The 25,167-nt window shown below is 48.7% G+C and carries 22 protein-coding genes; 16 read left to right on the plus strand and 6 right to left on the minus strand.

The genetic code is table 11. The features are described from left to right. Positions 1-8: 8 nt before the first annotated feature. Positions 9-860, minus strand: coding sequence for an outer membrane protein assembly factor BamD (locus tag B7990_RS00250; RefSeq protein ID WP_088639084.1), 852 nt, complete (start codon positions 858-860; stop codon positions 9-11). Positions 861-924: 64 nt separating this feature from the next. On the opposite strand from B7990_RS00250, the gene B7990_RS00255 reads away from it, so the two are divergent. The 8 genes from B7990_RS00255 to B7990_RS00290 all read left to right on the plus strand — a co-directional run bounded on the left by B7990_RS00255 (position 925) and on the right by B7990_RS00290 (position 9,706). Beyond that, entirely contained in the window at positions 925-2,364 is a 1,440-nt protein-coding gene (locus tag B7990_RS00255) for an LptF/LptG family permease (protein ID WP_254917243.1), read from the plus strand. Next, positions 2,361-3,461, plus strand: a complete 1,101-nt coding sequence (locus B7990_RS00260) for an LptF/LptG family permease (protein WP_088639085.1) — start codon at positions 2,361-2,363, stop codon at positions 3,459-3,461. The genes B7990_RS00255 and B7990_RS00260 overlap by 4 nt, the downstream gene beginning before the upstream one ends. A 9-nt stretch (positions 3,462-3,470) precedes the next feature. After that, positions 3,471-5,282, plus strand: a complete 1,812-nt coding sequence (locus B7990_RS00265; RefSeq protein WP_088639086.1) for a sensor domain-containing diguanylate cyclase — start codon at positions 3,471-3,473, stop codon at positions 5,280-5,282. Positions 5,283-5,444: 162 nt separating this feature from the next. Further along, on the plus strand, positions 5,445-6,944 hold the full coding sequence (locus B7990_RS00270) for a sodium:solute symporter (RefSeq protein WP_088639087.1): 1,500 nt from the start codon (positions 5,445-5,447) through the stop codon (positions 6,942-6,944). A gap of 112 nt (positions 6,945-7,056) precedes the next feature. Beyond that, on the plus strand, positions 7,057-7,626 hold the full coding sequence (locus B7990_RS00275) for a hypothetical protein (protein WP_088639088.1): 570 nt from the start codon (positions 7,057-7,059) through the stop codon (positions 7,624-7,626). A gap of 37 nt (positions 7,627-7,663) precedes the next feature. Beyond that, positions 7,664-8,230, plus strand: coding sequence for a hypothetical protein (locus B7990_RS00280; RefSeq protein ID WP_088639089.1), 567 nt, complete (start codon positions 7,664-7,666; stop codon positions 8,228-8,230). Between the two features lie 93 nt (positions 8,231-8,323). Beyond that, a complete protein-coding gene (locus B7990_RS14795; protein ID WP_141099183.1) occupies positions 8,324-8,818 on the plus strand; it encodes a hypothetical protein in 495 nt (164 codons plus the stop codon). 102 nt (positions 8,819-8,920) lie between these two features. Beyond that, positions 8,921-9,706: an SIMPL domain-containing protein gene (locus B7990_RS00290; RefSeq protein ID WP_088639091.1), complete on the plus strand. Its 786-nt coding sequence runs from the start codon at positions 8,921-8,923 to the stop codon at positions 9,704-9,706. On the opposite strand, the gene B7990_RS00295 is transcribed toward B7990_RS00290, so the two are convergent. After that, positions 9,698-10,225, minus strand: a complete 528-nt coding sequence (locus B7990_RS00295; RefSeq protein WP_088639092.1) for an NAD(P)H-dependent oxidoreductase — start codon at positions 10,223-10,225, stop codon at positions 9,698-9,700. The genes B7990_RS00290 and B7990_RS00295 overlap by 9 nt on opposite strands. A 209-nt stretch (positions 10,226-10,434) precedes the next feature. On the opposite strand from B7990_RS00295, the gene B7990_RS00300 reads away from it, so the two are divergent. From B7990_RS00300 to B7990_RS00330, 8 genes are all read left to right on the plus strand, one after another. Continuing rightward, the gene (locus B7990_RS00300; RefSeq protein WP_088639093.1) at positions 10,435-12,765 is read left to right on the plus strand and encodes an anaerobic ribonucleoside triphosphate reductase; all 2,331 of its coding nucleotides are present in this window, start codon (positions 10,435-10,437) and stop codon (positions 12,763-12,765) included. Positions 12,766-12,924: 159 nt separating this feature from the next. Further along, positions 12,925-13,071, plus strand: coding sequence for an anaerobic ribonucleoside-triphosphate reductase (gene nrdD / locus B7990_RS14800; RefSeq protein WP_141099184.1), 147 nt, complete (start codon positions 12,925-12,927; stop codon positions 13,069-13,071). Position 13,072: 1 nt separating this feature from the next. After that, complete coding sequence (nrdG, locus tag B7990_RS00305) at positions 13,073-13,633, plus strand: anaerobic ribonucleoside-triphosphate reductase activating protein (protein ID WP_088639094.1); 561 nt, start codon at positions 13,073-13,075, stop codon at positions 13,631-13,633. A 181-nt stretch (positions 13,634-13,814) separates the two neighbouring features. Then, a complete protein-coding gene (locus B7990_RS00310; RefSeq protein WP_088639095.1) occupies positions 13,815-14,750 on the plus strand; it encodes a hypothetical protein in 936 nt (311 codons plus the stop codon). Positions 14,751-14,774: 24 nt separating this feature from the next. Next, positions 14,775-15,326 carry a hypothetical protein gene (locus B7990_RS00315; protein WP_141099185.1) on the plus strand — a complete coding sequence of 184 codons (552 nt, stop codon included), beginning with the start codon at positions 14,775-14,777 and terminating at the stop codon, positions 15,324-15,326. A 117-nt stretch (positions 15,327-15,443) separates the two neighbouring features. Then, positions 15,444-16,472 (plus strand): GDSL-type esterase/lipase family protein, encoded by a 1,029-nt coding sequence (locus tag B7990_RS00320; RefSeq protein WP_254917244.1) that lies wholly within the window; start codon positions 15,444-15,446, stop codon positions 16,470-16,472. 273 nt (positions 16,473-16,745) lie between these two features. Then, complete coding sequence (locus B7990_RS00325; RefSeq protein WP_088639097.1) at positions 16,746-17,633, plus strand: TIGR02147 family protein; 888 nt, start codon at positions 16,746-16,748, stop codon at positions 17,631-17,633. Positions 17,634-17,640: 7 nt separating this feature from the next. Continuing rightward, entirely contained in the window at positions 17,641-19,422 is a 1,782-nt protein-coding gene (locus B7990_RS00330) for a LamG-like jellyroll fold domain-containing protein (RefSeq protein ID WP_088639098.1), read from the plus strand. A gap of 83 nt (positions 19,423-19,505) precedes the next feature. Here the strand turns inward: B7990_RS00330 and B7990_RS00335 are convergent, their stop codons facing one another. The 4 genes from B7990_RS00335 to nadA form a co-directional block, all read right to left on the minus strand. Continuing rightward, a complete protein-coding gene (locus tag B7990_RS00335) occupies positions 19,506-21,656 on the minus strand; it encodes an ATP-dependent RecD-like DNA helicase (protein WP_254917245.1) in 2,151 nt (716 codons plus the stop codon). A 73-nt stretch (positions 21,657-21,729) separates the two neighbouring features. Further along, positions 21,730-23,265: a carbon starvation protein A gene (locus B7990_RS00340; protein WP_088639099.1), complete on the minus strand. Its 1,536-nt coding sequence runs from the start codon at positions 23,263-23,265 to the stop codon at positions 21,730-21,732. A gap of 25 nt (positions 23,266-23,290) precedes the next feature. Then, positions 23,291-23,980: an outer membrane beta-barrel protein gene (locus B7990_RS00345; protein WP_088639100.1), complete on the minus strand. Its 690-nt coding sequence runs from the start codon at positions 23,978-23,980 to the stop codon at positions 23,291-23,293. Positions 23,981-24,081: 101 nt separating this feature from the next. Beyond that, positions 24,082-25,095: a quinolinate synthase NadA gene (nadA, locus tag B7990_RS00350; protein ID WP_088639101.1), complete on the minus strand. Its 1,014-nt coding sequence runs from the start codon at positions 25,093-25,095 to the stop codon at positions 24,082-24,084. Positions 25,096-25,167: the final 72 nt, after the last annotated feature.

A 25,167-nucleotide genomic window follows, 5' to 3' on the forward strand; every position in this document is an offset into this window, starting at 1 on the left:
CCGATTGCCTAGTTAGCCAGGTTCTTTTCTTCTTTCTGGAGACGTTTCTTTTCGGATTCTTTTTTCAGGCGCTTTTCGTAAGATTCTTCTGCTTTGGCAATCTTTTCTTCCGCCTTTTTCACGCGCTTCTGAACGTCTGCGTTGTCGCTAGATTCTTCTTTAGCAATGGCGAGATACTGCCTTGCCGATTCGAACTGGTCCAGGTCGGTGTAGGCGTCCGAAATGAGGAAGAGCGTTTCTTGACGGCGCTTGGCGTTAGGATATGTTTCCAAAAATTCCTTGAAGTAAATCACGGCGGCCTGCGGTTTTTCCATGCGCAAATAGAGGCGGCCTGTCTGGAATTCCTTTTCGGCAACGCGGTCTACGAGGAGGTTGTAGTAGTAGTTGACGGAGTCGCGGAGCGGGGTACTCGGGTGGTTTGCGAGATAGCGTTCGAAGTCCTTCATGGCGGTTGTCGTGTTCGATTCGTCACGGTCAATCTTGTAATCCATGTTGAAGGACGAAACCGCTTTGCGGTATTCAGCCGTTTCTGCAAACGGAGAACCCGGGAAGTTTACGATGAAGCTTCCGTATTCGCCGCGAGCTTCAATCCACTGCTCCAGGTTGAAGTGGCTTTCGGCGAGCAGGAACTGAGCCTGTTCCATGTAGCCCGACCCTGCACAGGTAGAAAGAATTCCTTCGAGCTTTTCGATGGAACGTCCATACTTTTTGGCTTTGTAGAGTTCCTCGGCCTCGTTATAGCGCTTTTGGCACCAGTCCGTGTGGGTCATTTTAGATGTGGAGGTTGTTGAACAACCCATCATAGTTGCCATATAAAGGAAAAGAGGAACGAACAGGGTACTCTTGAAAACTTTTTTCATTTTTTTTCTTTGGTTAATTCTAACTTTCACGCTGTAAAGTAGAAAAAAACGACTCTAGAGAAAAATGATTTTAGTTCGCTATGTCTTGAAAGAGCTGATAGGTCCTTTTTTGGCTTCGCTCTTTGGCATTACTTTTTTGTTTGTAGTTGACTTTTTGGTCAAAATCTTGGACAATGTGTTGTCCAAGGGCTTGCCGACATCTACGGTTCTTGAAATTTTTGCGCTGAACTTGGCGTGGATGCTTTCGCTTTCGATTCCGATGGCAGTCCTTGTTGCAAGTCTCATGACTTTTGGCCGTATGTCTGGCGATCAGGAAATCACTGCGGTCAAGGCGGCGGGCGTATCTCCGTTGTCGCTCATGCGTCCGGTCCTGCTTGTTGCGCTTTTGCTTTCTGTATTGATGGTCGTGTTCAATAACTGGGTGCTTCCTGAAGCAAATCACAGGTCCGTGGAACTGATGAATGCCGTTTCTCGCAAGAAACCGCACGTGTTTATCGATGCCGGGCGCCTTATTACGCAGTTCCCGGGAGTGCAGCTCTGGGTGAACCGCATTGATCCTGTTTCGGGAACGCTGTATGGAATCCAGATTTTTGAAATGGAAAAGAAGGGCGCTCCGCGCATTGTCTATGCCGATAGTGCTTCCATGGACTATGTGGACAATGGCGCTACGCTAATGCTTCGTCTCCGCAGTGGAGAGACGCATCTCGTCGATCCTGATGATGCGGATAAGTATTTCCGCATCCGGTTCTTCTCGCAGGATTTGGCGATGCAGAACGTCGATGACCGCCTTGAACGCCGTAGCAGGAGTTACAGGAGTGACCGTGAAATGCCGGTCGAAATGATGTGGGATGTGGTGAAGGATGCTCGTGAAAAGTATGACACCGCAGCGGTCCAGGCTAAGACCCGCCGCCTGCCGACGCTTCTTCGCATTCGCGATTTCGTAAGCGGCGATAGCATTGTTCCTGTTGATGCAAAAAGTGTTCCGATGCTGGATTCTGTGCAGTTTATGCAGGGACTTCGTAAAGTCCGCATTCAGGAAACGTCTTCGCTCCGCGCGACGGAACGTGCCTGGAACCGGATGGATGGCGAACTCAAGCGTGAAGCGCAGTACATGGTTGAAATCCATAAAAAGTTCAGTACCGCGTTTGCATGCTTCATATTCGTCTTGATTGGCGCTCCTCTTGGAATCATGGCGCGCAAGGGCGGCATTGGCACTGGTATCCTCTATAGCCTTGCGTTTTTTGTCATTTACTGGATTTGCCTTATCGGTGGCGAAAACCTTGCTGATCGTCTTGTGGTCTCTCCTGAACTTGCCATGTGGATTTCCAATATCATCATTGGCGTATTCGGCATTTTCCTCACGCGGGCGATGGTTCGTGACCGCTTCACGGGCAATTCTAAGGTTTTGCGCTTCTTTAGGATCGTTGGCCGCTATACGGGCATTACCCAGTGTATCAGGGCGGCTTGTTGGTTGTTCGGTAAACTCAAGAAGAGGTTCGGATGAAATTTTCTAGATACCTTGTCTGGAATTTCCTGAAGATGTTCCTCATCGTGGTGTGCGGGGCTATTCTCATATTTGTCGTAATTGACTTTGTCGGTAACATCAAGACGTGGCTTGCCCGTGACATGAAGTCGGTGAGCGATTATTACTTGAGCTATCTTCCGTATATCTTGTACTTGATTACTCCGGTAGCCTTGTTTATTGCGGTTCTTGCCTCGGTGGGCAATATGGCGCGTCATCTCGAAATGAGTGCCATGCAGAGTTCCGGGCAAAGCCCGTTCAAGACTCTTCTCCCGATATTCTTCCTGGGCGTCCTCATGTCGATTGGTTCGTACGAAATGAGCGAACACTGGCTGCCGGATGCAAACCACAAGCGTTTTGAAATCATGGAAACCAATGCCCAAAAACGTAAGAACCCGCGCATCAAGGAAAAGCAGGACTTCACGTTTATTGATAGCGAAAAGAATAGCTGGTATTTTAAGCATTATTCAGGCAAAAGTAAAATTGGCCGTGATGTTGTCCTCCTGGTCCGCGATCGAGGACGCTTGGTTGAACGTTACGATGTCCGTATTATCCGCTGGATTGACCAGGATTCTGTTGCTGGTACGGGGTACTGGAAATTTGAAAGCGGCTTCCAGCGCATTTTCAAGAAGGATGGCTCTGTCGAAGTCGTTCCTATCCGTCAGAAAAACATGAAGGGGAGGGTGTCTACTCACCCGAATGACTTGATCAACGAACGCCAGCTTGCCGACGAGATGGATTCCAAGATGGTCAAGGCTCGAATCAATGTGTTGCGACGATCCGGTGAAGATACCCGCGCCATGGAAACGGCCCTCCAGTTTAAGTATTCCGCTCACTGGATGAACTTGATTGTCCTTTTGATCGGGGCGGCCCTTTGTCACCGGTATAGCCGTTCTGGAGGGCTGTCGCAGAAATTTGGTGTTGGCCTGTTGCTTGTTTTTAGCTATTATATTTTGGAGAGAATCGGGCTTAAAATGGGTGAAAATGGGGCTTTGTCGCCGTTCTGGGCGGCGTGGAACAGTCACTTCATTTATGCGAGTCTCGCGTTTGTCATGCTATATCGATCGTTCCGCTTGTAGAGGGTTTAAATGTCCGTATCTGAAATATTGTTTGTAGTTGCTGGTGCATTGTTGGGGCTTGCTTTTCAGGGGGGCATGTTCCTTTTCCTTATTCCGTTTGCGGTAGTTGCGTTTTCACTTGCGGTCATGAACCGCCCGAACAGTCCGAATACATCCGTGATTCCTGTTATTAAGAGGGACAAGCGTTCAACGGCTCTTACGCCGGTTGTTTCTCCGGATATCCGCAATGAATTTACGAATGACGTAAAGCTGGAGACGAATGAACCCAATTCTTCGCTCCGTGTGAATCAAATCTGGTCCCGTGCGAATTCGGATGTCGATAAAACATTCGGTGATATTTTGCGTTGCCTTAGGCTGCTTATGCCTGATGCGAACACGTTCACGATTTTTACGAATGGCGGAAGCCCAAACGAATTTCGCTTAAGGGCGTTCCAGAGCGATGTCCAGAATTTTATTGATTCGAGCGCAAAGATTACCGAGAATACCGGCATCCTGAGTCAGCTTTTGCGCCCAGGCGTTTCCCGTATTCTGGAAGGGGACCTGCTTGTCAGTAAGCGACTCCCGTATTACATCGAAAATAGAAGGATTCGCTCGCTGATTGGCGTTCCGCTGCTTGATCGAGACGAACGTCGTCTGGGGGCGATTCTCGTGGATTCCCTGCGCCCGAATGCATTTAAGGAACCCGAAGCCCAGGCGCTCACGTTCATGTCCCATGTGATGTACATGCTGAGCTTTAAGAGCTTTGTTTCGGCACAGAACTATATTGAACAGCAGCAGTTCAGTGTGCTTTACCGTTACCAGCGCAAGTTCTTCCAGACGATGACGGTGAAGGACATTTATAAACAAATGTTTGAATACGTCAAGGAGAACATGCCGTTTGACCGCTTGACGATTCTTGCGCTCGACAACCCGAAGGAATGTTCCGGGCGAGTTGTTTATTGCGTCGGTATGGATTCTGAACAGTTTGTCGATAAGAAATTTACGTTGTCCGACAAGGGCATCTTTGTGCTTGCACTTATGAGGAACCGCCCTGTGTTCCGATCGTTCACTTCGGGCTATGCCGATTACGTGCCGCGCTTGAACGATTCCGAAAAGCGCAACATGGAACTGCGCCAGTTGTTTGTAATGCCTGTCGCTTCGGAACCTGATGCGAAGACTGCTGAACTTGCCATTTGCCTTGAAAGCCGCTATACGAACCGCTATCAGGATCACGAAAAGAAGCTGCTCAAGGCGTTTGCCGGTGTTGCCGGTTTTGCTTATGCCCGTGCTCGCCAGGTCGAAAAGGACAAGGACCTTGCCACGCGTGACGGCCTTACGGGACTCATGAACCACCGTTCTCTGCAAGAAGCGCTCCGCACGGAAAAGGTACGCGCCGACCGCAAGAAGTACAACATCGGCGTGTTGATGATGGACATCGACCATTTCAAGAGCGTGAACGATACTTACGGTCACCCGGTTGGCGATGAAGTCATCAAGGGAATTGCAACGGCAATCAGCGGTGAAATCCGCAAGGAAATTGACGTCGTGGCGCGCTACGGCGGTGAAGAATTTGTGGTGGCTCTCGTCGATACGACTCCGGAAGGCATGATTGAAACGGCTGAACGCATCCGCAAGGCGGTGGGCAAGCTCGAATTCAACGTGCATTTGACGGACCCGCTCCGCGTGACGGTAAGTATTGGCGCCTTCCTAGTGAAACCGGAATTCTCGGACATGAAGAAGGCCGTGAACAATGCTGACCAGGCTCTCTACAAGGCGAAGGATGGCGGCCGTAACCAGGTTGTCCGTTTTGAAACCGTAGAAACTGGAACGGTGGGAGATTAGTAGACGGTAGGCAGTAGACAGTAGGAAGGGTTGCAAAATGAAAAAGTCTTTTCTTACTTGACGAATTTAGACGCAAAAACGTCGTTGCTCACTTACTGCCAAACATCTAACCATCAACCACTAACCACTTCCTACTTCCTACTTCTAACTTCCTACTAACCTATGTTCACTGCTCTCGATTGGTTTGTCTTATTTGCTTACTTGCTCCTCTCACTTGCCATTGGCTTGTGGGTTTCCCGTGGCAACAAGAACCTCAAGGAATACATGTTCGGCGGCGGCTCGATGCCGTGGGTGGCCGTGGGCATTAGCCTTATCGCGACTTCCGTGAGCGCGACGACGTTCCTTGGTGCGCCTGCCGATGTCTTCGGCGACGACATGACTTTTTTGATGTTCCAGATCGGAGCCTTGCTTAGCATTGTGGTCGTGGGCTTTGTGTTTATCCCGAGGTTCCGCACGTCGGGCATTTCGAGCGCTTATGAACTTTTCGAAGTGCGTTTCGGGAGCCGCTCGGTGCGCCGTTTGGCTGCAGTCTTTTACTGCTTGCATCTGCTCCTCCGCACAGGCATTTTGCTTTACGCGCCCTCGCTAGTGCTTGCGCAGATTTTGCACATCGACTTGAAATTGGCCATTATCGTCTCGGCGGCGATTGCAATTTTCTACACGTGGTTTGGCGGCATCAAGGCGGTCATCTGGACCGACGTGATGCAGTTCTGCGTGTTCTTTGGCGGTGGCGTTCTCGTGCTCTTGATTATTGCAAGTCAAGTGGGCGGCTTTGGAGAAATGGCGACACTCGCAAGCGAAGCGGGCAAGACGCGTTGGTGGAATCCGTCGATGGACATTTCCGATGCGCGTACGCTTATTTCGGCTGGCTTTGCATATGCAATTCTTGAAATTGCGATTCGCGGTTGCGACCAGCAGTTTGTACAGCGCTACCTCAGCTGCAAGGACGTGAAGGCGGCGAACCGTTCAAGCGTGCTTTCGATGGTGCTTGGCTGCGCGGTCTCGATTCTCTTTTACTGGGTGGGTGCAGCACTCTTTGTGTTTTACAAAAAGGCTCAAGTCGCAACGCTCCCGGAAGGTCTCGGGCAGAATGACGTGTTCCCGTACTTTATCGTAAATGCGCTCCCGTCTGGAGTGACGGGCTTGATTGTCGCTGCCATTTGCGCGGCGGCGATGAGCAGCCTTTCGGGCGCCATCAATTCTCTCAGCAATACGTCTGAACGCGACTTTCTCGGCTGGGACGAATCTACGGGAATGGGCGGGCTTAAACGCGCGAAAATCTGGACGGCTGTCTGGGGTGTACTCGGCGTGTTCTTTGCTCTCTTTGCCGCGACACAGCAGGGGAGCCTTCTCAAGAACGCCCTCTTCTTTACAGGACTTTTCACAGGGCCGCTTCTTGGCATGTTCCTCCTCGCGTTCTTTGCAGACAAGATTTTTGGAACGGCAGAAAAAGCGTTACGCGCCTGGGTTGTGATTGTCGCCGTCCTTTGCGGTATGGCTAGCCTCGTCTTGATCCAGGGAATCCCTGCGTTTGGCGTGAAAGCAGTCTTCGATGGCATCTTTAGCTGGCCGTGGATGCCTTTCATCAGCATGACCACGACGATTGTCGTAGCGATTGTCGTGAACTTCGTGGCTAATCTTGTTTGCGCAAACCGCCTTTAATTTTGCGTTTTCTTGCTAAGGGGTGCTGGCGTTCGCTATCACAACAGTTTTTCGTTATTATAACAGGAAAATGATTGGGAATTATGGCTCCTCTTATGAATGGTAGGGCAGAATGTTTATAAAAAAATTGTTTTTACTTCTTGTTGTTTTGTTATTTTGGGGCTGCTATCATCAATGTAAAAGCCGCAGATTTGTTGCTGATGATCCGTGGATTAAAATTGCTGAAAATTGGGAGGTCGGTTTTTCGGTATTCAATTGGGATCCTTGCGAGAACGGTGATTATTTTGAATGTGCTACAGTATTTCATCTGGAACAAAATTTTTTAGATAAAGATTCTTTGAAAAATATGTCTATACATATAGATTCATTATATCTTGAAGTTGGTGATAGAGTGTATAAACGTATAAATGAAAATAAAAACTTTGATCGAGCCATTCGTGCGAATGAAAACAACCCGCCATATTTACAGCTATACATTAATTCATTAAGTATTGTTAGTCGGGATTCTGTGAAAACAGGAAAAGAATGGCCGTTAATCCCCCGAAAAATAAAAAAGGTGATTGCAACTGCTTATGTTTCGTTCAAGTATCCTGATGACGATCGTGTTGAATCAATGATGATAAAGAAAGAGCTTCACGAAAAAAATGAGTCTGTTTATGTTGATGGGTGCATGATGCATTGATTAAGATTTTGTGGTGAAAAGTTTTAAAATGTTTATAATGAATACGAAAAAATTTATTTTTATTGTTTTTATCCTGCTGTTATCAGGGTGCTATTGTAAAACTCGTTTTTTCGAGGCTGATACTACATGGACTACCATTGCTGAAAAATGGAAGGTCGGTTTTCTTGTCAAAGATACGGAAAAATGTGGTAACTCAGATCGTTGTTTTTGTTCTGTTGTGTTTCGCATTGATGAAAAATATTTAGAGAAAGATTCTCTAAAAAATATGTCTATTCACATAGATTCTCTGTATTTAGCTGTTGATAATGAAATATACAAGCGTTTAAATACTCAAGTTGAGTTCAAACGGGCGTTGAGGCAAAATGAAATGAATCCTCCTGAGTTACGTGATTACATGGTTTCTTTGGATATCGTTAATTGGGATACTGTAAAAACTGGAGATGAATGGCCTTTAATTCCAAGGAATATTAAAAATATAACGGTGACCGCTTATGTTTCGTTTAGGTATCCTGATGATGACCGTGTGGAAACATTTGAGGTAAAAAAGGTACTTCATGAAGAAAATGAGGTTAATTGGATTCGTTGGTGGCTGTTTGTTCATTGATAGTTTTTTGAGTATATTAAATTTTAATAATGGATAAAACTATCAGAGAATAAAAATTTTCCAATTGCATAGGTGTTCGTTATCGAGGTTTGCATGGTAAGGTTTTTCTTGTTTGCAACATTTTGTCTAGTACTTTGCTGCTGTTATAGGAATATTGATGGCTATCGTGTAAATGCGTTTCATAATTACGAGAATCTTTGGGAACATCCTGTTGATTTAGATTCTGATGAAGAACAAATTATAGATGTTCCTTTTGTCAAGTTTGGCTATTATTTTTCATTATGTTTTGATCGTGAACGGGAAAATCCTGTAACTTTGCCTGATAGCGAATTATATCTTGAACATGATTCACTTGAAGTTTCGTTTCATATTGCTGATACTGTTTTTTGGGGTGGGGCAATTTCTTCGTCTTTACCTGATTATAACTGCCCGATAAATGGGCGTGATCTACTCTTTTTTTCAGTACCAAAAAATTTTAATCGTGAACAAGGGGGGCAATTACGAATTAGGGTTCGTAAACGCCATTACCTAAAAAATATTCCGAATGCTAGAGTTGTTCTTGGTTGGGGACGAGGCTCTGGGAAATGATTTCCCTGACGAAAAATATTTTGTTAAAAATCTCGTATTTTTGTTTTTTAACGTTAAAAAAAGTATTTTAAATCCATAACATTAAAAAAGGGGTAAAAAACGATGATGCAAAAATTGCTCAATATCATCTATCTCATCGTACTTGTTGTGTGCGTGTGCGTTCTCATCCGCGTCGTGAAGGCGGAACCGGCTGCTGTTCCTGTGGCTACGTCCAATGGCTCGGTTGCGCTCGAGGTCCCGCGCATCGAAGTTTCGGCATCTGAAACCAAGAAGTTTGCCGCCGACAAGTTCGAAATGGGCTTTAGCCTCGAAATCCGCGGCAAGGACAAGGAATCGGTTTCCAAGCGCTTGGCTGAACGCCGTTCCGTGATTTTTGAAAATGTGAAATCGCTTGAAATTCCGCAGTCCAACGTGGAACAGAACAGTGTAGAAATCCACAAGGAATGGTCTTATCGCAATAGCAAGCGTGAACTCGTCGGTTACGTGGCCACGCAGAGCTTTGTGATTACGGTGAACCGTAAGATTGATGCTGCCGCTCTCGTTCAGGCGCTTTCTTCGGAGCCGGATGTCGAAATCCAGCGTACGTCTGCCCAGCTCAAGGATGTGGACGCCGTGCAGTCTACGGTCATCAAGGCGGCTGGCAAAAAGGCAACTGCAAAGGCTAATGATTATGCCGCAGGCGTTGGCGCCAAGCTCGGTCGCGTTCTCCAGATCAATGGCGAAGGTGGCGGAGTTGTCTACAGCCAGTACAACCGCGTCTACCGTGCCAAGGCTGTCATGCTTGCGGCAAATAGCATGATTGATGCCGCGCCTGCTCCCGACGAAACGGCGATTGCCGACTCCGTCGAGGTGAGCGCTTCGGTCCACGTCGTTTATGAACTAAAATAGTTCTAACAAACTTTCTTCATATTCCTTGGCCGCCTTTTCGAGGGCGGCTTTTGTCATATCCGGACTGCAACCGTAGAATCCGAGCGGCTTAAACCACTTCATGCCTGCTGCGTTTGCGGTCATCTCGAACGGGATGAGCATTTCGTCGGCGGTGTAGCGGTTGAGTCCTTCGTGGGTGTAGTGCTCTGCGGCGGCGCCCGCCGTAAATACGACACGTACGGGCATTCCCTTCAGGAAGTTGTCGGCGCTGTACACGATCGGGCTCATGACCTGGTCTTGCCAGTCGCGCAGGCTAGCCGGGCTGTTGTACCAATATATAGGGAACTGCCACACAATGGCCCTGGACTGCCTCAACAATTTTTTTTCGGCTTCCAGGTCGAAATAGCCATTAACCCGGTTTTTGTCAAGGTGGTGGAGCACAAAATTGGGATTTTTTCTGTTGATATCCACTAAGTGCTTGTTGAACATTGAGTTAGAAATGTTCGGATGCGATAGAAGAATTGTGATTTGATTGTTCATTATTTTTTCTTGTTGATAAGTTGAGGATATATTACAAAAAAATTACATCTTACGTGCAAAAAGTCTTCCAAAATGGACTAGGATTTATTATACTTGTAGTGAGGCTGACCTACATCTTGTGGGTGTGGTTCGACTTCGGACACAAGATATAGTAAAAACGATGAGTTTTGACTATATTTGAGGAAACGGGAATTGAAGGTTTTTTTTAGATGATTTTTACTGTCAAAAAGCGCGACGGCCGCGAGATGCCGTTCAACATCGAGAAGATTGCAGACGCCGTAATCAAGGCTTTTAGAGCCTCCGGCGAATTGGATGAACAGATCAAGGCTGCCCAAGCTCAGATGAATTTGCTTGGAAACGATGACCTTCTGACAAATGTCGCTCTCAAGGTTGCTGCCGAAGCTGTTGGACACTTGGAAGCCGAAAATAAGACCAAGCCGGACATCGAAGAAATTCAGGATGCTGTTGAAAAGGCTTTGACCGAAGGTGGTTACGCCGATACCGCCAAGAGCTATATCTTGTACCGTGCCGAACGTACCCGCGTCCGTGAAGTCAACACTCGCCTCATGCAGACGCTTCATGACATTACGTTCAGCTCAGCCAAGGAATCCGACCTCAAGCGCGAAAATGCCAATATCGATGGCGATACTGCCATGGGTACCATGCTCAAGTACGGGAGCGAATCCGCTAAGCACTTCTACACGATGATGATGCTCAAGCCGGAACACAGCCGCGCCCACATGGATGGTGACATTCACATTCATGACCTTGACTTCTATTCTCTTACGATGACCTGCTGCCAGATTGACCTCATTAAGTTGTTCAAGAACGGCTTCAACACGGGTCACGGTCATTTGCGCGAACCGAAGGATATCCGCAGCTACGCCGCCTTGGCCGCTATCGCTATTCAGAGTAACCAGAACGACCAGCACGGTGGACAGTCCGTGCCGAACTTCGATTACGCCATGGCAAACGGTGTTCGCATCACGTACCGCAAGGCTTACCTTTCGAACATGGTCAAGGCTCTCATGCTCTTGACGGGCAAGACCGAAGAAGAAATCCAGCCGGTGGTGAAGAAGCTCCACGGCGAAATGGCTGAAATGGGCATGGTCGCAACGCTCGTGCCGAATGAAAAGTTCCAGACAACTGAAGTTCACGAACTTTCCAAGACTTTTGACGCCGAAACGGTGAAGAATGCCCAGAAGTTTGCCGAAAAGATGGCTTACGAAGAAACCGACAAGGCAACGTTCCAGGCCATGGAAGCTTTTGTCCACAACTTGAACTCCATGCACAGCCGCGCTGGTGCCCAGACTCCGTTTAGCAGCATCAACTATGGTATGTGCACGGAACCGGAAGCCCGCATGGTCATGAAGAACTTGCTCCTCACGACCGAAGATGGCCTCGGCGGTGGCGAAACGGCTATCTTCCCGATCCAGATTTTCCGCGTCAAGGACGGCATCAACCTCAATCCGGGCGAACCGAACTACGACTTGTTCAAGCTCGCCTGCCGCGTGAGTGCAAAGCGCCTGTTCCCGAACTTTAGCTTCCAGGACGCTCCGTACAACCTGCAGTACTACAAGCCGGGTCATCCGGAAACCGAAATTTCGTACATGGGCTGCCGTACCCGCGTGATTGGCAACCATTACGACCCGAGCCGTGAAATCTCTTACGGCCGTGGCAACTTGAGCTTTACCTCGATTAACCTCCCGCGTATTGCTATCAAGATGAAGTCTGTGGACCTGTTCTTCAAGGAACTCGACCGCATGCTTCAGCTCGTGAGCGACCAGCTCATGGAACGCTTTGCCGTGCAGAGCCGCCGCAAGGTTAAGAACTTCCCGTTCCTCATGGGACAGGGTGTGTGGATTGATTCCGACAAACTCGGCTGGGAAGATACCGTGGGCGAAGTCATCAAGCACGGTACGCTCTCCATTGGCTTTATCGGCCTTGCTGAAACATTGGTGATGCTCACGGGCAAGCACCATGGCGAATCCGAAGCTTCCCAGGAACTCGGCCTCAAGATTATCGGCCACATGCGCGAATTCTGCGACAAGGAATCCGAACGCCTTGGCCTCAACTTCAGCTTGCTTGCAACGCCGGCTGAAGGCCTCTCGGGCCGCTTTGTGCGCATGGACAAGAAGAAGTTTGGCATTATCCCGGGCGTTACCGACCGCGATTACTACACGAACTCTTTCCACGTGCCGGTCTACTACAAGATTTCTGCTTTCAAGAAGCTCTCGCTCGAAGCCCCGTACCACGCGCTTACGAACGCTGGTCACATCAGCTACATCGAACTTGATGGCGACCCGACGCAGAACCTGGACGCTTTTGAAAAGATTGTGAAGCACATGGCAAAGGTCGGTATCGGTTATGGTTCCATCAACCATCCGGTGGACCGCGACCCGGTTTGCGGATTTGTGGGTGTGATTGGCGATGTGTGCCCGCGCTGCGGACGTAGTGAAGGCCATGCGATTTCGTGCGAAAAGCTCGAAGAACTTAGAAAGAAATTCCCAGGAATGCCCGCATTCAGAGGGATTAGGTAAATGAGCTAGTGGGGTTGTGAGGTCGGCTCTTCGAGCCTTTGGGGTATGAGGAATATGCTCAAAGGGACCGTAAGGGACCGAGCCCATACCTCAGAGCAACGAAGTTGCGACCCCATAGCTAGCGTAAACAAATAAAGTTTTTATTAAGGAGTGCAAAAAATGTCTGAAAAAGAAATGTCTCAATATGGCGAAGGGATCGGATTCGAACGTATCCGCCGCATCACGGGTTACCTCGTTGGTACAATTGACCGTTTCAACAACGCCAAGCGCGCTGAAGTCAACGATCGCGTAAAGCACGGCGTATAAGATGGATGAATATCCTCCACTGCGGATTGCAGGGATTGAACCCGAATCATTCGTGGACGGTCCCGGAATCCGCCTGACTGTGTTTACCCAGGGCTGTCACCACAACTGCCCGGGTTGCCAGAATCCGCAGACTCATGATTTTGAGGGCGGGCACTTTATCGAGCGCGAAGCGATCATCACGATGATCAAGGAGAATCCGCTGCTCGATGGAGTGACGTTTAGCGGAGGCGATCCGATGGATCAGGCGGCGGCGCTTATTCCGCTTGCCCGCGAAATCAAGGAACGCGGTCTCAATCTCGTGATTTTCACGGGATATACGTACGAACAGCTGATGAAGCTTACGTCCGAAAAGCCGGAGCTTTTTGAACTGCTCACGTTTGCGGACATCCTGATTGACGGTCCGTTTGTCATGGCGAAAAAATCCCTGGATATCAAGTTCAGAGGATCCTGGAACCAGCGCATTATCGATGTGCAAAAGAGCCTTGTCGAAGGCCATGTGGTCATCCACCAGATTCAACTGGACGAGATGGCGGAACACCCCGACAGGGAATACAATACGTAAGTGCGGTAAATGCCTGCGAAAATTGCGAAAGCAAAAAGGACGAGTTTGAACTCGTCCTTTTGTGTTAGTGTGTAAATATTTTTTATAACAAAATAAAAGAGTAATGCTTTGCCATCCTGTAATTAATAAATAGAAAGGCCTTAAAGCCTTGATTGCTATTAAATTACAAGGAGAAAATGAAATGGCAGATAATGCAGCTCAAAAAATCGTTCCTGGTGGATGGATTGTCCATGTCATCACTGAAAATTTCCCAGAAGCATTTAAACTAGCTTTTTTAAAACTAAACAGAGATAACCATTATGAATACACGCCAATAGCCCTGTTGGCAACTCAGCTTGTCAATGGTGAAAATTACGTTGCTCTCGCCGAGCAAAAAATTTATGGCAATCCAATCATCAAAAACTATGTTCGTATAATATTTTACGCAAAGTTTGATGCAAAAGAACTTTCTGATGTTGAAATAAGTTCCATTACTCCGCTTCCTCATGATTGCGTATGGGTAATGATTCCAGATGGACAAAGGGTATATGTCGCCGACATCATCAGGGAATACGAAAAATCACAGCAAAATAGCAACCAGGCAATTGCAGACGAATGGGAAAAGGATGCTATTGTCGCAGATTGGCCAAAGGACATTGATGACGCCATAGCTGTATTGAACGAGCGCCTGGGATTATCTTATAAAATGATAGCCTGTGTTGGCAAACGTGTTTTAAATGGTGTCGATTATGCCATTGTCGCAGAACAGTCGGTAATGAGATGTCCGGATGAAAAGAATGTCGTTTTTGTACAGTTCCATGCTTTCGAAGGAAAAATTACAATTTATTCCGTAGAACTCATTCTTGAAGGTCATGCAAAGCCAATACCTGGCGGAATAGTAATAGAACCCTGCGCAGGACTTCCCAAGGATGTACAAGAAGAATTCGATTCCGTCATGAAACACTGTGGAGGCATGGACGTCAAGCCGTTCGCTTACCTCGGGTATCAGGTTGTAAATGGAACGAACCGATTTATCGTAGCCGAAGTAACGCCAAAGTACATGTGGGCGAAGAAGCGAATCTCGCTTGTTACCATTAACGCCCAGGATAATTCAATCAAATTCGTTGACATCCATTAAAATCATCAAAAAGGAGCTAACAAAATGCCAGAAACAAGAAAATGTGGTGGATGGATATTCCAAATAAGTCTGGATTCCATGCCTGAAAAAGTCGCTACAGCTTTCGGTGAATTAAACAAACTGAAAGGCGTAAGATACAAACCTGTAGCTTATCTCGGTTCCCAAGTCGTTAACGGAACAAATTATGCCGTTCTCGCCGAACAGGTTATCTTCGATGCTGAAAACACCAAGAACCTCGTTCTCATCGTTTTTAACGTCGCCCCAAATGCGCCAGAAGCAACTGTCGTCTATATCAAGCCCGTTCTTGACGGCTTTTCGCAAGAATTTGGCGGAATCGTCTTCCTTGACGATTTCAAGATTACCGAAGACGCTCAGAAGGATTTCGATTCTGTCCAAAAAGAATTTGTCGGATCGAATGTTGAACCGTTCGCACTCGTTGCAAAACAAATTGCAAAGGGCGTCAATTACTACTTCGTGGCCATTGTCACCCCGCTTTATCCTGGTGCAGAACCAAGTGTTGACTTAGTCATTATCAATGCCATGTGCTATACTATTGAATTTAAGAAGATTCTTTAGAATAGAACATAAATAAAGCGATAAGCCGTTTGATGCAAGTCAAGCGGCTTTTTTTACGGTTCCGGTTGTGATTTATCACGTCAACTCTCTTTCTTGAATTATATTTACTTCATGGTTATGAATATGTTTGGGAAGATTGTTTTGACGGCTACGGTTGTAGCAGCTTCGGCGTTTGCGGCGGGCAAGGTCGCTTGCGTTGGCAATAGCATCACATACGGTTACGGGATTGAATCCTGGCCTGACCAGACGAGCTATCCGCATCATTTGCAGGGGATGCTTCGCGAGAATGCGCCGAGCGATACGGTCGAGAATTTTGGCGTGAGCGGGCTTACGGTCCGCAAGGACGATCAGGCATCGTACTGGAAGGGTTACCGCTTTGCGCCGGCGATTGAATTTGCGGCGGATACGGTTATCATCGAGCTGGGTACGAACGATTCGAAGGCATACACGACTTGGAATACTCTGGCGCAGGATGCGGCGGTAGATTCTGCAATCACGGCGGATTTTGAAGCGCTAATCGATACGTTCCAGGTGAAGTCGAAGCCGCATGTTTTCATTTGCTTGGCGCCTTACGTGAACAACGTCGAATGGAATATCCTTGATACGGCGGTCGTGAATCGCGTGAACCCGGCGATTTTGCGGGCGGGGCTTGAAAAGGGCGTGAACGTGATCGACTTGCATTCACGTTTTAGTGCTCTTGAAAATCCGAGCTGGTATTTAGAAGACATGGTGCATCCGAGCGTCGAGGGCGCAAAGCACTTGGCAGAAATTGTGTACGCCCATTTGCAGATGGATACGTTGCATGTAACGCAGGACGGTACGACGCTCAAGGCTCCGAAGGGCTTTGGTTATCAGTGGTACAAGGACGGGAACCTCCTCGAAGGCGAAACGCTTGAAACGCTTGCGGTTACGGGCGAGGGCGAGTACAAGGTCTCTGTGAAGGTGGATGAGAATACGCTTTCGCGGATTGTGACTTCTCCGTTGAAAGTCGAAAAGACGACTGCCTTGAAGCCGGGGGTTCGTGTCGTTCGCGAAAGATCGGCTGGTGATGCGAACATGGCTAAATCGGCGCGACGCTTTGACGCTCAAGGCCGTGCTTTGAATGCCCGCGGACCGTCGCACCAGAAAATCTATATCAAACGCTAAAACTGAAAAGGGAACGACCGGAGTCGTTCCCTATGGGTTTGAGAGATGGACCTGTTCTTGTTGCACCGCTAGAGCTTGTTTTGGTGTGGGGCTTTTATAGCTCAGTCCGATGCTAGAGCAAACTTCCTTTTTTTATAAAGATAGATGCGTGAACCCTAAATGTCGAGGGAAATCTGGCACTGCGGAAACAATGTGTCTTCGGTAGACAACGATTTTGAGGCTGTTTCTTGGGCTTTTTTACCAAAATTTGGCTTTACAATATATTTTTAAAGTATGAAACCCTGTGCGGAAAAATTGCAGTCTGAAGAGCGTCTCGGTTCTATCCCTCCGAAGCGCATGTCGGTTTTTGAATTTAATGATTACCGCGCTTATTTGCGGCACTATTTTGAAAGTGCGCAAGCTCTGAACCGCCGTTATTCGCTGCGGAGTTTTTCGGACAGGCTGGGATTTTCGTCCAAGGATTTTATTTCGCGCGTGATGAAGGGCGAAAAGAGCCTCACTCCGGCGAGCATTGCAAAAATTGTCGGAGGCTTGCAATTTGATGAAAGCGAAGCCGCCTATTTCGAGGCGATGGTGCTGTTCTGCCAGGCGTCTAACGACGATGAGCGTGAAAACTACAAGAAGCGCATGGAAGAAATCACGGCTGCTTACCGTTTCACGCAGCAGATGCTTTTGACTCGTGCGTACCAGTATGAGGTTTATTCGCACTGGTACTATTCTGCGATCCGCTCGATTATCGGGATGATTGGCTTTGACGGCGACTACGATACTCTCGGAGCGCGGCTCACGCCGCCGATTTCGGGAGAGCAGGCGAGGCAGGCGGTGGATTTGCTGGAACGTGTCGGACTCATCAAGAAGGATGCCAAGGGCAACTGGATTTTGAACAATCCGGCGATTAGCACTGGCGACAAGGTCATCCAGCAGGCGTTTGTCAATTACCACAAGGAATTTATTGATTTGGCGAAGGAGTCCATTACCAATGTTCCTTCGAACGAAAGGAACGTGAGCAGTGTGACTCTCGGCATTTCGGAAGCATCTTACAAGAAGATTGTCAAGTGCATCAATGAGTTCCGCAAAAAAATTTCTATGATTGCTAATGAGGACGAAGACGGTGGCCGCGTTTTCCAGATGAATATCCAGATTTTCCCGTTGTCCAAGTGAGGATGCAATGAAACGAAATACTCGATTTGCTAAATCGGCGGTTTCTGCATTGTTTGCGTTGCAGGCGTTACTTGCAATGGTTTTCCTCGTATCTTGCTCTGACAACAAGGTGGCGGGCGGGAACAGCTCCGAAGTCGGTTCCCCGGAATTGATGGGAACGCTCGCTTATGCTGACGGAACGTCAAATCCGGACTTTTTAAGGCGCGCTTCTTATGCCCGTGTTTACTGTGTCCCGACGGATTACGACCCTGCAAAAGAAGATAGCACATCGTACTACACGACGACTGCGGATTCGATGGGATATTACGCTTTTGAAAACTTGCCGAGTGGCGTTTACAATTTGGAAGCGTTTTATGAAGATTCGGATGGCGAAACATTTGCTGTTCGCGAATCTGGCCTGAAAATTGCGAAGGATTCTGCGCAATCTGTCGATTTGGGATTGAATCAAAGTAACGACATCAAGATTTATTTGCAAGATACCAAGGACTCGGTTGCTAGCCTTTCTATCGTGGGTTCAACGTACAAGTCAACCGCCAAGATTATAACAGATGGAATTGTTCGTTATGCGATTTTTACCGGTGTACTGGCATCGTACTATGATTCGGTGCAAGTGAGTACTTCGGAGGGCACTAATAGCATCAAGGCCGTTCTTGTTGAAAATACGGATGCAGAGCAGGCCTTTTACTATGATAGTTCTGCCCGCACTTTGGAAATCCCGCTCAATACATCGGCGACAGGCATAGACCTGCGCGATACTATTGAAGGGTTTCCGCTGTATGTCCGCTTGAACGATTTGAATGCGGATGATCGCAAGTCGCTTGTCAAGAATCTTTATTCGCTAAAAGTTTATTTAGAGCCAGCTTCGTTCTGGACAACATTTAAGGTCGTTTGTGGCAAGGACTCTATTCCGACGGGGCTGTGGGTTCGCTTGTCTACGCTTTACCCGCAACGGGAAACGCAAAAGCTCGTTTTCGCCTGGAATGAAACGGATTTTATTGAGGAACCTAGTGTGACGGAGGCTTGTGTCGTGAGAGACGATGCTTTCGGAAGTGCGCTTGCCTTGATTCGCGCTGCAGATCCGTTCACAATTTCGGATGGCTTTATGGCGGCGTGGAACTTTGACGAACGTGAATTCCCGGATTCGATAGTCAAGACTTCTGGCGATAATCCGTTCAAGGGGCGCGTCACTGACGTCACTGCAGGCAATGGGATTATTGGCGGAGCATTTGTATTTAACGGGAGAACTTCCATTATTGAAATTCTGGAATCCGCAGACTATTGGGGCTTTGCGCTAAAGGATACGTCTAGCTTTACATCGTCGTTCTGGGTGAATGCCGAAGATACTTCGACGTCTCGATTCATCTGGGGCAAGTCCGAATCGGAATACCACTTCAAGTATCAGGCTGGCGATAGCGACCGCTCGAGTTGGATGTTCAAGGAACTCGATGAATCGGATTTGGATCATTGGTATGAGGCGAGCATCGCGACTGCGCCGAAAGTGGATTACAAGCAGTGGGTGCATTTTACGGTTGTAAAGTCTGGTGATTCCACGGCGATATACAGGAACGGTGAACTTGAAGAAACTATGGTTAGCCGCAACCATACGGATGATAAGCGTACATCGGATGGCCCGTTTATCATTGGCGCCCGCAAGCAGTCCAGCGGAAAGGTAGACCGTGTTTTCAAGGGTTCGCTTGATGAACTTTACTTTATGGATGAAGCGAAAACTTCTGAATGGGCTAAACTCATTTACCTGAACCAAAAGCCGACCGGTTACTGGCCGAAATAAATTTGGTCGTTAGTCATTAGTTATTAGTCAATAGTGATGAGAATCGTCGAATGCTCGTGCTGAAATGCTCGCGTATCTCGAAACTACCCTAATTTCTCGGTGAGTCTCGTATATCGTCTTGTGCTGCGGTTGTTGCGCACGGCTTGGTAGAACGCACCCGGTGCAGACAAAATCCACACATGGCCTTTTGCACGTGTGATGGCGGTGTAGATGAGGTTCCTTTGCAGCATAATGCTGTGGCTCGAATCTAGCACGACGATGACGGCGGGGTATTCGCTACCCTGGCTCTTGTGGATGGTGCAGGCGTACGCAAGGATAAGTTCATCGGCTTCATCGGGTTCGTAATCCACGGTCTTGTCGTCGTAAAAGACCGTGATTTTTTTCGTGTCTTTCCCGATTTTGTAGATGATGCCGACGTCTCCGTTGAACACGTTCTTGTCGTAGTTGTTACGGATTTGCATCACGCGGTCGCCTGTGCTCCAGTTGCCGCTGGCAATTTTAATGCGTTCCTTGCCGGGGTTCAGGAGGTCTTGCAAGAAGTTGTTCAGCTCGTAAATGCCGAGCGGTCCTTTGCGCATCGGCGTGAGAAGTTGCATCTCTTGCGTGTCGATGTCGATTTTTTCCTTGATGCCGCGTGTGACGAGGCGGGCGATGATGTCTTTAGCTTCATCGGCCGACTCGTAGGGCAAAAAGTGGAAGTTCGTGCCTTCGATGGGCGAGGGGCTAATGCCCTGATTGATTTTCGATGCTTTGTCGGCGATGTCGTTTCCGCCGGCCTGGCGGAAAATGTGCTGAAGCCGAGTGCTTGGAATCTTGGGGCAACGCAGCAAGTCGTTCAGCACATTGCCAGCTCCCACGCTGGGGAGCTGGTCGGCATCGCCCACGAGAACGATTCTTGCATTGAGTGGCGTCGCTTCGAGGAGCGAGGCGGCAAGCCACGTATCGACCATACTGAATTCATCGACGATGAGCAAATTGCATTGAAGCTTGTTGTCACCATCGCGGTGGAACTTGCCCGAAATCGGATCCACTTCGAGCAATCGGTGAATCGTGCGGGCTTTCTCGCCACAGCATTCGCCCATGCGCTTGGCGGCGCGCCCCGTCGGGGCCGTGAGGCTTACGCATTCTTCCATTTGGCGGGCGAGGTACAAAATCCCCTTGAGGATTGTCGTCTTGCCTGTACCGGGTCCACCCGTGATGATGGAAATCTTTCGCGATAGCGCCATCTGGATGGCGCGTTTCTGGATGGGGTCAAAGCTGAACTTGTGTTCGCGTTCCCACTGCGCCAGGGCATCTTCAAAGCCTTCCGTTGAAAGCTCGTTGTATCGCAAGCGGAGCTTGATGTTGTCTGCGATGCGCTGCTCGGCATTGTAGAGCGGCGGAAAATAGCAATCGTCGCCTTCGCGCTTGATGCGTCCGCTTTCGCTTGCTTTTTCGAATTCATCGAGGAGCGTGTTGATGGCGCCTTCGTCGTCCTGCATTAAACGCAAGTTGCGAAACGTGCGTTCTAAGAGCACATTCTTCGGCAAAAACACATGGCCATCGCTGACCGAGGCTTCTTGCAACGTGTAAAGCAATGCCGCTTGGTATCGCTCGGGGCTGTCTTTCGGGAAACCGACTTTCTGCGCAATTTCATCGGCCTTCAAGAATCCGATGCCCCAGACTTCTTCGCAGAGCATGTACGGGTTCTGTGTGATGCGTTCAATCGTCGCTTGCCCGAACTTGTTCCAAAGGCGCTTTGCCACACTGCCGACAATTTCGTGCTGGTACAAGAACAGCATTGTTTCGCGGCTGTGACGTGCTTCTTGCCAACGTGCCAAAAAAGCTTCCACCTTGCGGGCGGGGAAGCCTTTGATTTTTACTTCGCGGAACTTGTCCGGATCGTTGTCGAGAATGTCGGCGGTTGCATCGCCAAACGCTTCCACGATGCGTTCGGCAATCTTTTGCCCCACGCCCGGGAATTGTCCGCTCGCCAAGTATTCAAGGATATCGTTATCGTCTGTGGCTAGGTATTCAAAAGAAGTCGCCTGGAACTGCTTACCGTATTTCGGATGCGAATCCCAGTCGCCTTCCACGGCAATCGTTTCACCGGGTTGCAATGCGGGGAATGTTCCCGTGACAACAACGACTTTCTTGCTTTCGATATCGTTCAGGCGCATCACGGTAAAGCCATTTTGCTGGCTATGGAACGTGATGGATTTTATGCTGCCTTTGACGACCACAACAATTGTCATGCCCGATTTAATCGGGCATCTCCTTTATTTGTTGAGGCTTGTTTATGCATTGATTGTGTCTTGCAGCGCTTGCTTACTGAGCTTTCGGGATCTTGTTTTCGTCAAGAGCTGCGTTCCAGCGGTCGGCGTCATAGCCTTCCATCTGGGAGAGCGACTTGCCACGAACACAGAGGAAGAATCCGAGAATGGCGGCGTCGTGGAGTGCAATCACGAGAGCTGTCTTATAGTCGAGGCCAAAACCGAGCGGAGCGCCCTTGAGGTTTTCCGGGCTTACCCAGAGAATGTAATCTGCCGTAATGAACGTCATGAACATGCACGGGATAAGCGCAATCCAGAAGTTCTTCTTTTTGCTGCGGAGGTAAACGGTAGCGACGCAGAGGCTGCAAACGGCCATGAGCTGGTTGCTCCAGCTGAAGTAGTTCCATAAGATGTTGAAACCTTCAGGGTTCATATTGCTCCAGAAGATAATCACAGCGCAAAGGGCGAACATCGGGACCGTAAGGAGGAGGCGGTTCTTGACAGAAGTCTGTTCAAGGCCCGTGAGTTCTGCAACGGTGAGGCGGAGGCTGCGGAGGCTGGTGTCGCCACTCGTAATAGCAAGGATGATCACGCCCACGACCACGAGAATCGAAATCGGAGCCCAGGGAATCACGGTCGAAACGAGAACGCTCAAGACCTTCACGCCCGAAGCGCCTGTCAAAAGTTCCGGCATCTGGTGGTAAATGAACATGCCTCCTGCGGCCCAGATCATACCTATCAAACCTTCGATAATCATCATGCCGTAGAATGTCTGGCGGCCGGTCTTTTCGGTGACTTCAGTACGGGCGACAAGCGGGCTTTGCGTACTGTGGAAACCGCTGATGATGCCGCAAGCAATCGTCACAAAGAGCATCGGGATGATCGGCTGGCCTGCCGGATGCTTGTGGAAGTTGCTCATGATGTCCGCAAAGCAGAATTCATCGAGGACGTTCAAGTTCGGGATGATGCCCACGAAAATAGCGAGGGAGGCGAGAATCAGGAGAGCACCGAAAATCGGGTAGATGCGGCCGATAATCTTGTCAATCGGGAAGAAGGTGCTAATGAAGTAGTAGGCAAAAATGCAGGCGACCGCGATCCAGAACAGTGTCGGCGAAACATGGCTACCGACGAGAATCGGTGTATTTACGAGAGCTGCAGGAGTCGTGGTGAACACGGCGCCAACGAGAATGAGCGCTACAGAGATAAGCGTCATCACGAGCTTTGCCGGACCCTTGCCCAAGAACTTACGGGAAAGAGCCGGAACGTTGTAGCCGTTATTGCGCATGCTGATCATGCCGCTGAAGTAGTCGTGCACGGCACCGCCGAGGACGTTTCCGAGCGGAAGCAAGATGAACACGATGGCGCCAAACTTGATGCCAAGAATCACGCCAATCACAGGGCCGATGCCTGCAATGTTCAAAAGCTGAATGAGAACGTTTTTCCAGTGCGGCATCGGGACGCGGTCAACGCCATCCGGGTTTGCGAGTGCCGGAGTCTTGCGGTCATCCGGTCCGAACACGCGTTCAACGAACTTGCCGTAGGTGAAATATCCAAGGATGAGGATTGCAACACCGATTAGGAATGTTATCATTTTTTGTGCCTTCTTTAGTTTTTAATTAAAACTGAACCATGGCTCCGATGGATATGGCGATGTAGGTCTGCCAATAGTAACTGATATCGACATCGTGGAAATCGACGGTTCCACTGTTTTCTGTATGAACCGACTTATACCAGTTCTCGTAAATGCGCATAGAAGAAGTGAGCCCAAAGTTGTCTGTGATGAAATAGCGTATTTGCGTAACAAGGGCTACGGCAGAACCGTTCAGCTCGGAATCGAAATCCCCCTTGGCGTTAGAAACATTTTTTTCTGTGGACAATTTGGAAAATGAATATCCAAGACCGACGCCTACCTGGAAAAATTCAGGATAGAAAAAGTTGTAAGTCGCTTCAAGTCCGAATCTCCAGTAACGCATATCCCGAACGTTGAGGTCGTCGGGGAGATTGGCAATTGTACCCGTGTAGGACCAGTATTGAAACGAAAGTGCAAATGTGAATTCGCGAACATTTACGCCGAGATTGTAGTCCGGGGCGATAAAAACTTTTGTAATGGGGAGATTAACCGTTTCTTCGTCGCCTTCCTTGTCTGTGATTTTCATGGAACGTTTAAACAAATCACCACGGTTTGCGATGACGTTAAAACCTATGCTTGCAAAATAAGAACGTGGCCAATAGCTGAAATCGCTATCTTCGGGCTGCGCAAAAATTGCGGAACACAACAAAGTTATTGCCAATAAAATTTTCTTCATCTTTTTATCCCCAAGAGGTTTCTAACATCCCAAAAAACGATGTAGCCGCAAAGATAGAATTTTTATGGCCGCTTGTCGTGAACCGCAGTTCGTATTGTGAACTATTCGGCGTATTTGAACATGGCGTCGATGCACTTCTTGGCCTTCACGCGCACACCTTCGTCGAGTGTGATGTGTTCTGCCTTTTCGGGGTGGCGGAGCGCTTCCAGGATGTTTTCGAGCGAGTTCGACTTCATGTACTTGCACATGCAGCAGCTACCGATAAAGTTCATGTCCGGATGTTCGTAGTGCATACGGGCATTGAGGCCGCATTCCGTGAGGAGCAAAATGCAGCTGTCCTTGGGCTGCTGGTTGATGTAGCTCACCATCTGGCCCGTGCTTCCGACGTAGTCGCTGAGCATGGCGACAGACGGGTTGCATTCCGGGTGGCTGATCACCTTGAGATTCGGGTTTTGGCTACGGAAGAACTGGATCAAATCCGGGTCGTAGTTTTCGTGGACGTAGCAGCAGCCGTTATAGAGCTTGATGTCCTTCTTGACACCGCGACGCTTCATCTCGTCGATGATGTTCTGGCCCATGAGGGCGTCCGGCACAAAGAAAATCTTGTCGGACGGAATCGTTTCGACGATGTGCATCACGTTACCGCTTGTGACGCAGACGTCGCAGGCTGCCTTCACGTCGGCGGTGGTGTTGATGTAGCAGACAAACGTGTAGTCCGGATTCTGCTTGCGGAGTTCTTCGACGTCCTTGCCGGTAATGGAATCGGCGAGACTGCAACCCGTGAGCGGGCCTGGAATGATCACGTCCTTCTGCGGGTTCAAAATCTTGGCGGTTTCGCCCATGAAACGCACGGCAGAGAAGAGGATCGTCTTTTGCTGGACGGTTGTGGCGTCCTTGCTGAGCTTAAAGCTATCGCCAGTGAAGTCGGCAACGCCCAAAAGAATTTCAGGAGCGCAGTAGCTGTGGGCGAGGATAACGGTATCCTGTTCCTTTTTGAGCTCGTTGATTTCGTTGATGAGCGGGAGCATCTTTTCCACCTTTTCCATGGTGTAGGTGCAAAGGGCTGCGCCCGGCTTGACGGACTTGAGACGATTGTAAAGTTCTTCTGCTGTCATGTTGATTCCGTGAAATGTAATTTCCTAGATGAAAGATAGTAATTTTAGTAGGAAGTAGGATGTAGGAAGTAG

Source organism: Fibrobacter sp. UWB4 (genome assembly GCF_002210345.1).
Lineage (GTDB): Bacteria > Fibrobacterota > Fibrobacteria > Fibrobacterales > Fibrobacteraceae > Fibrobacter.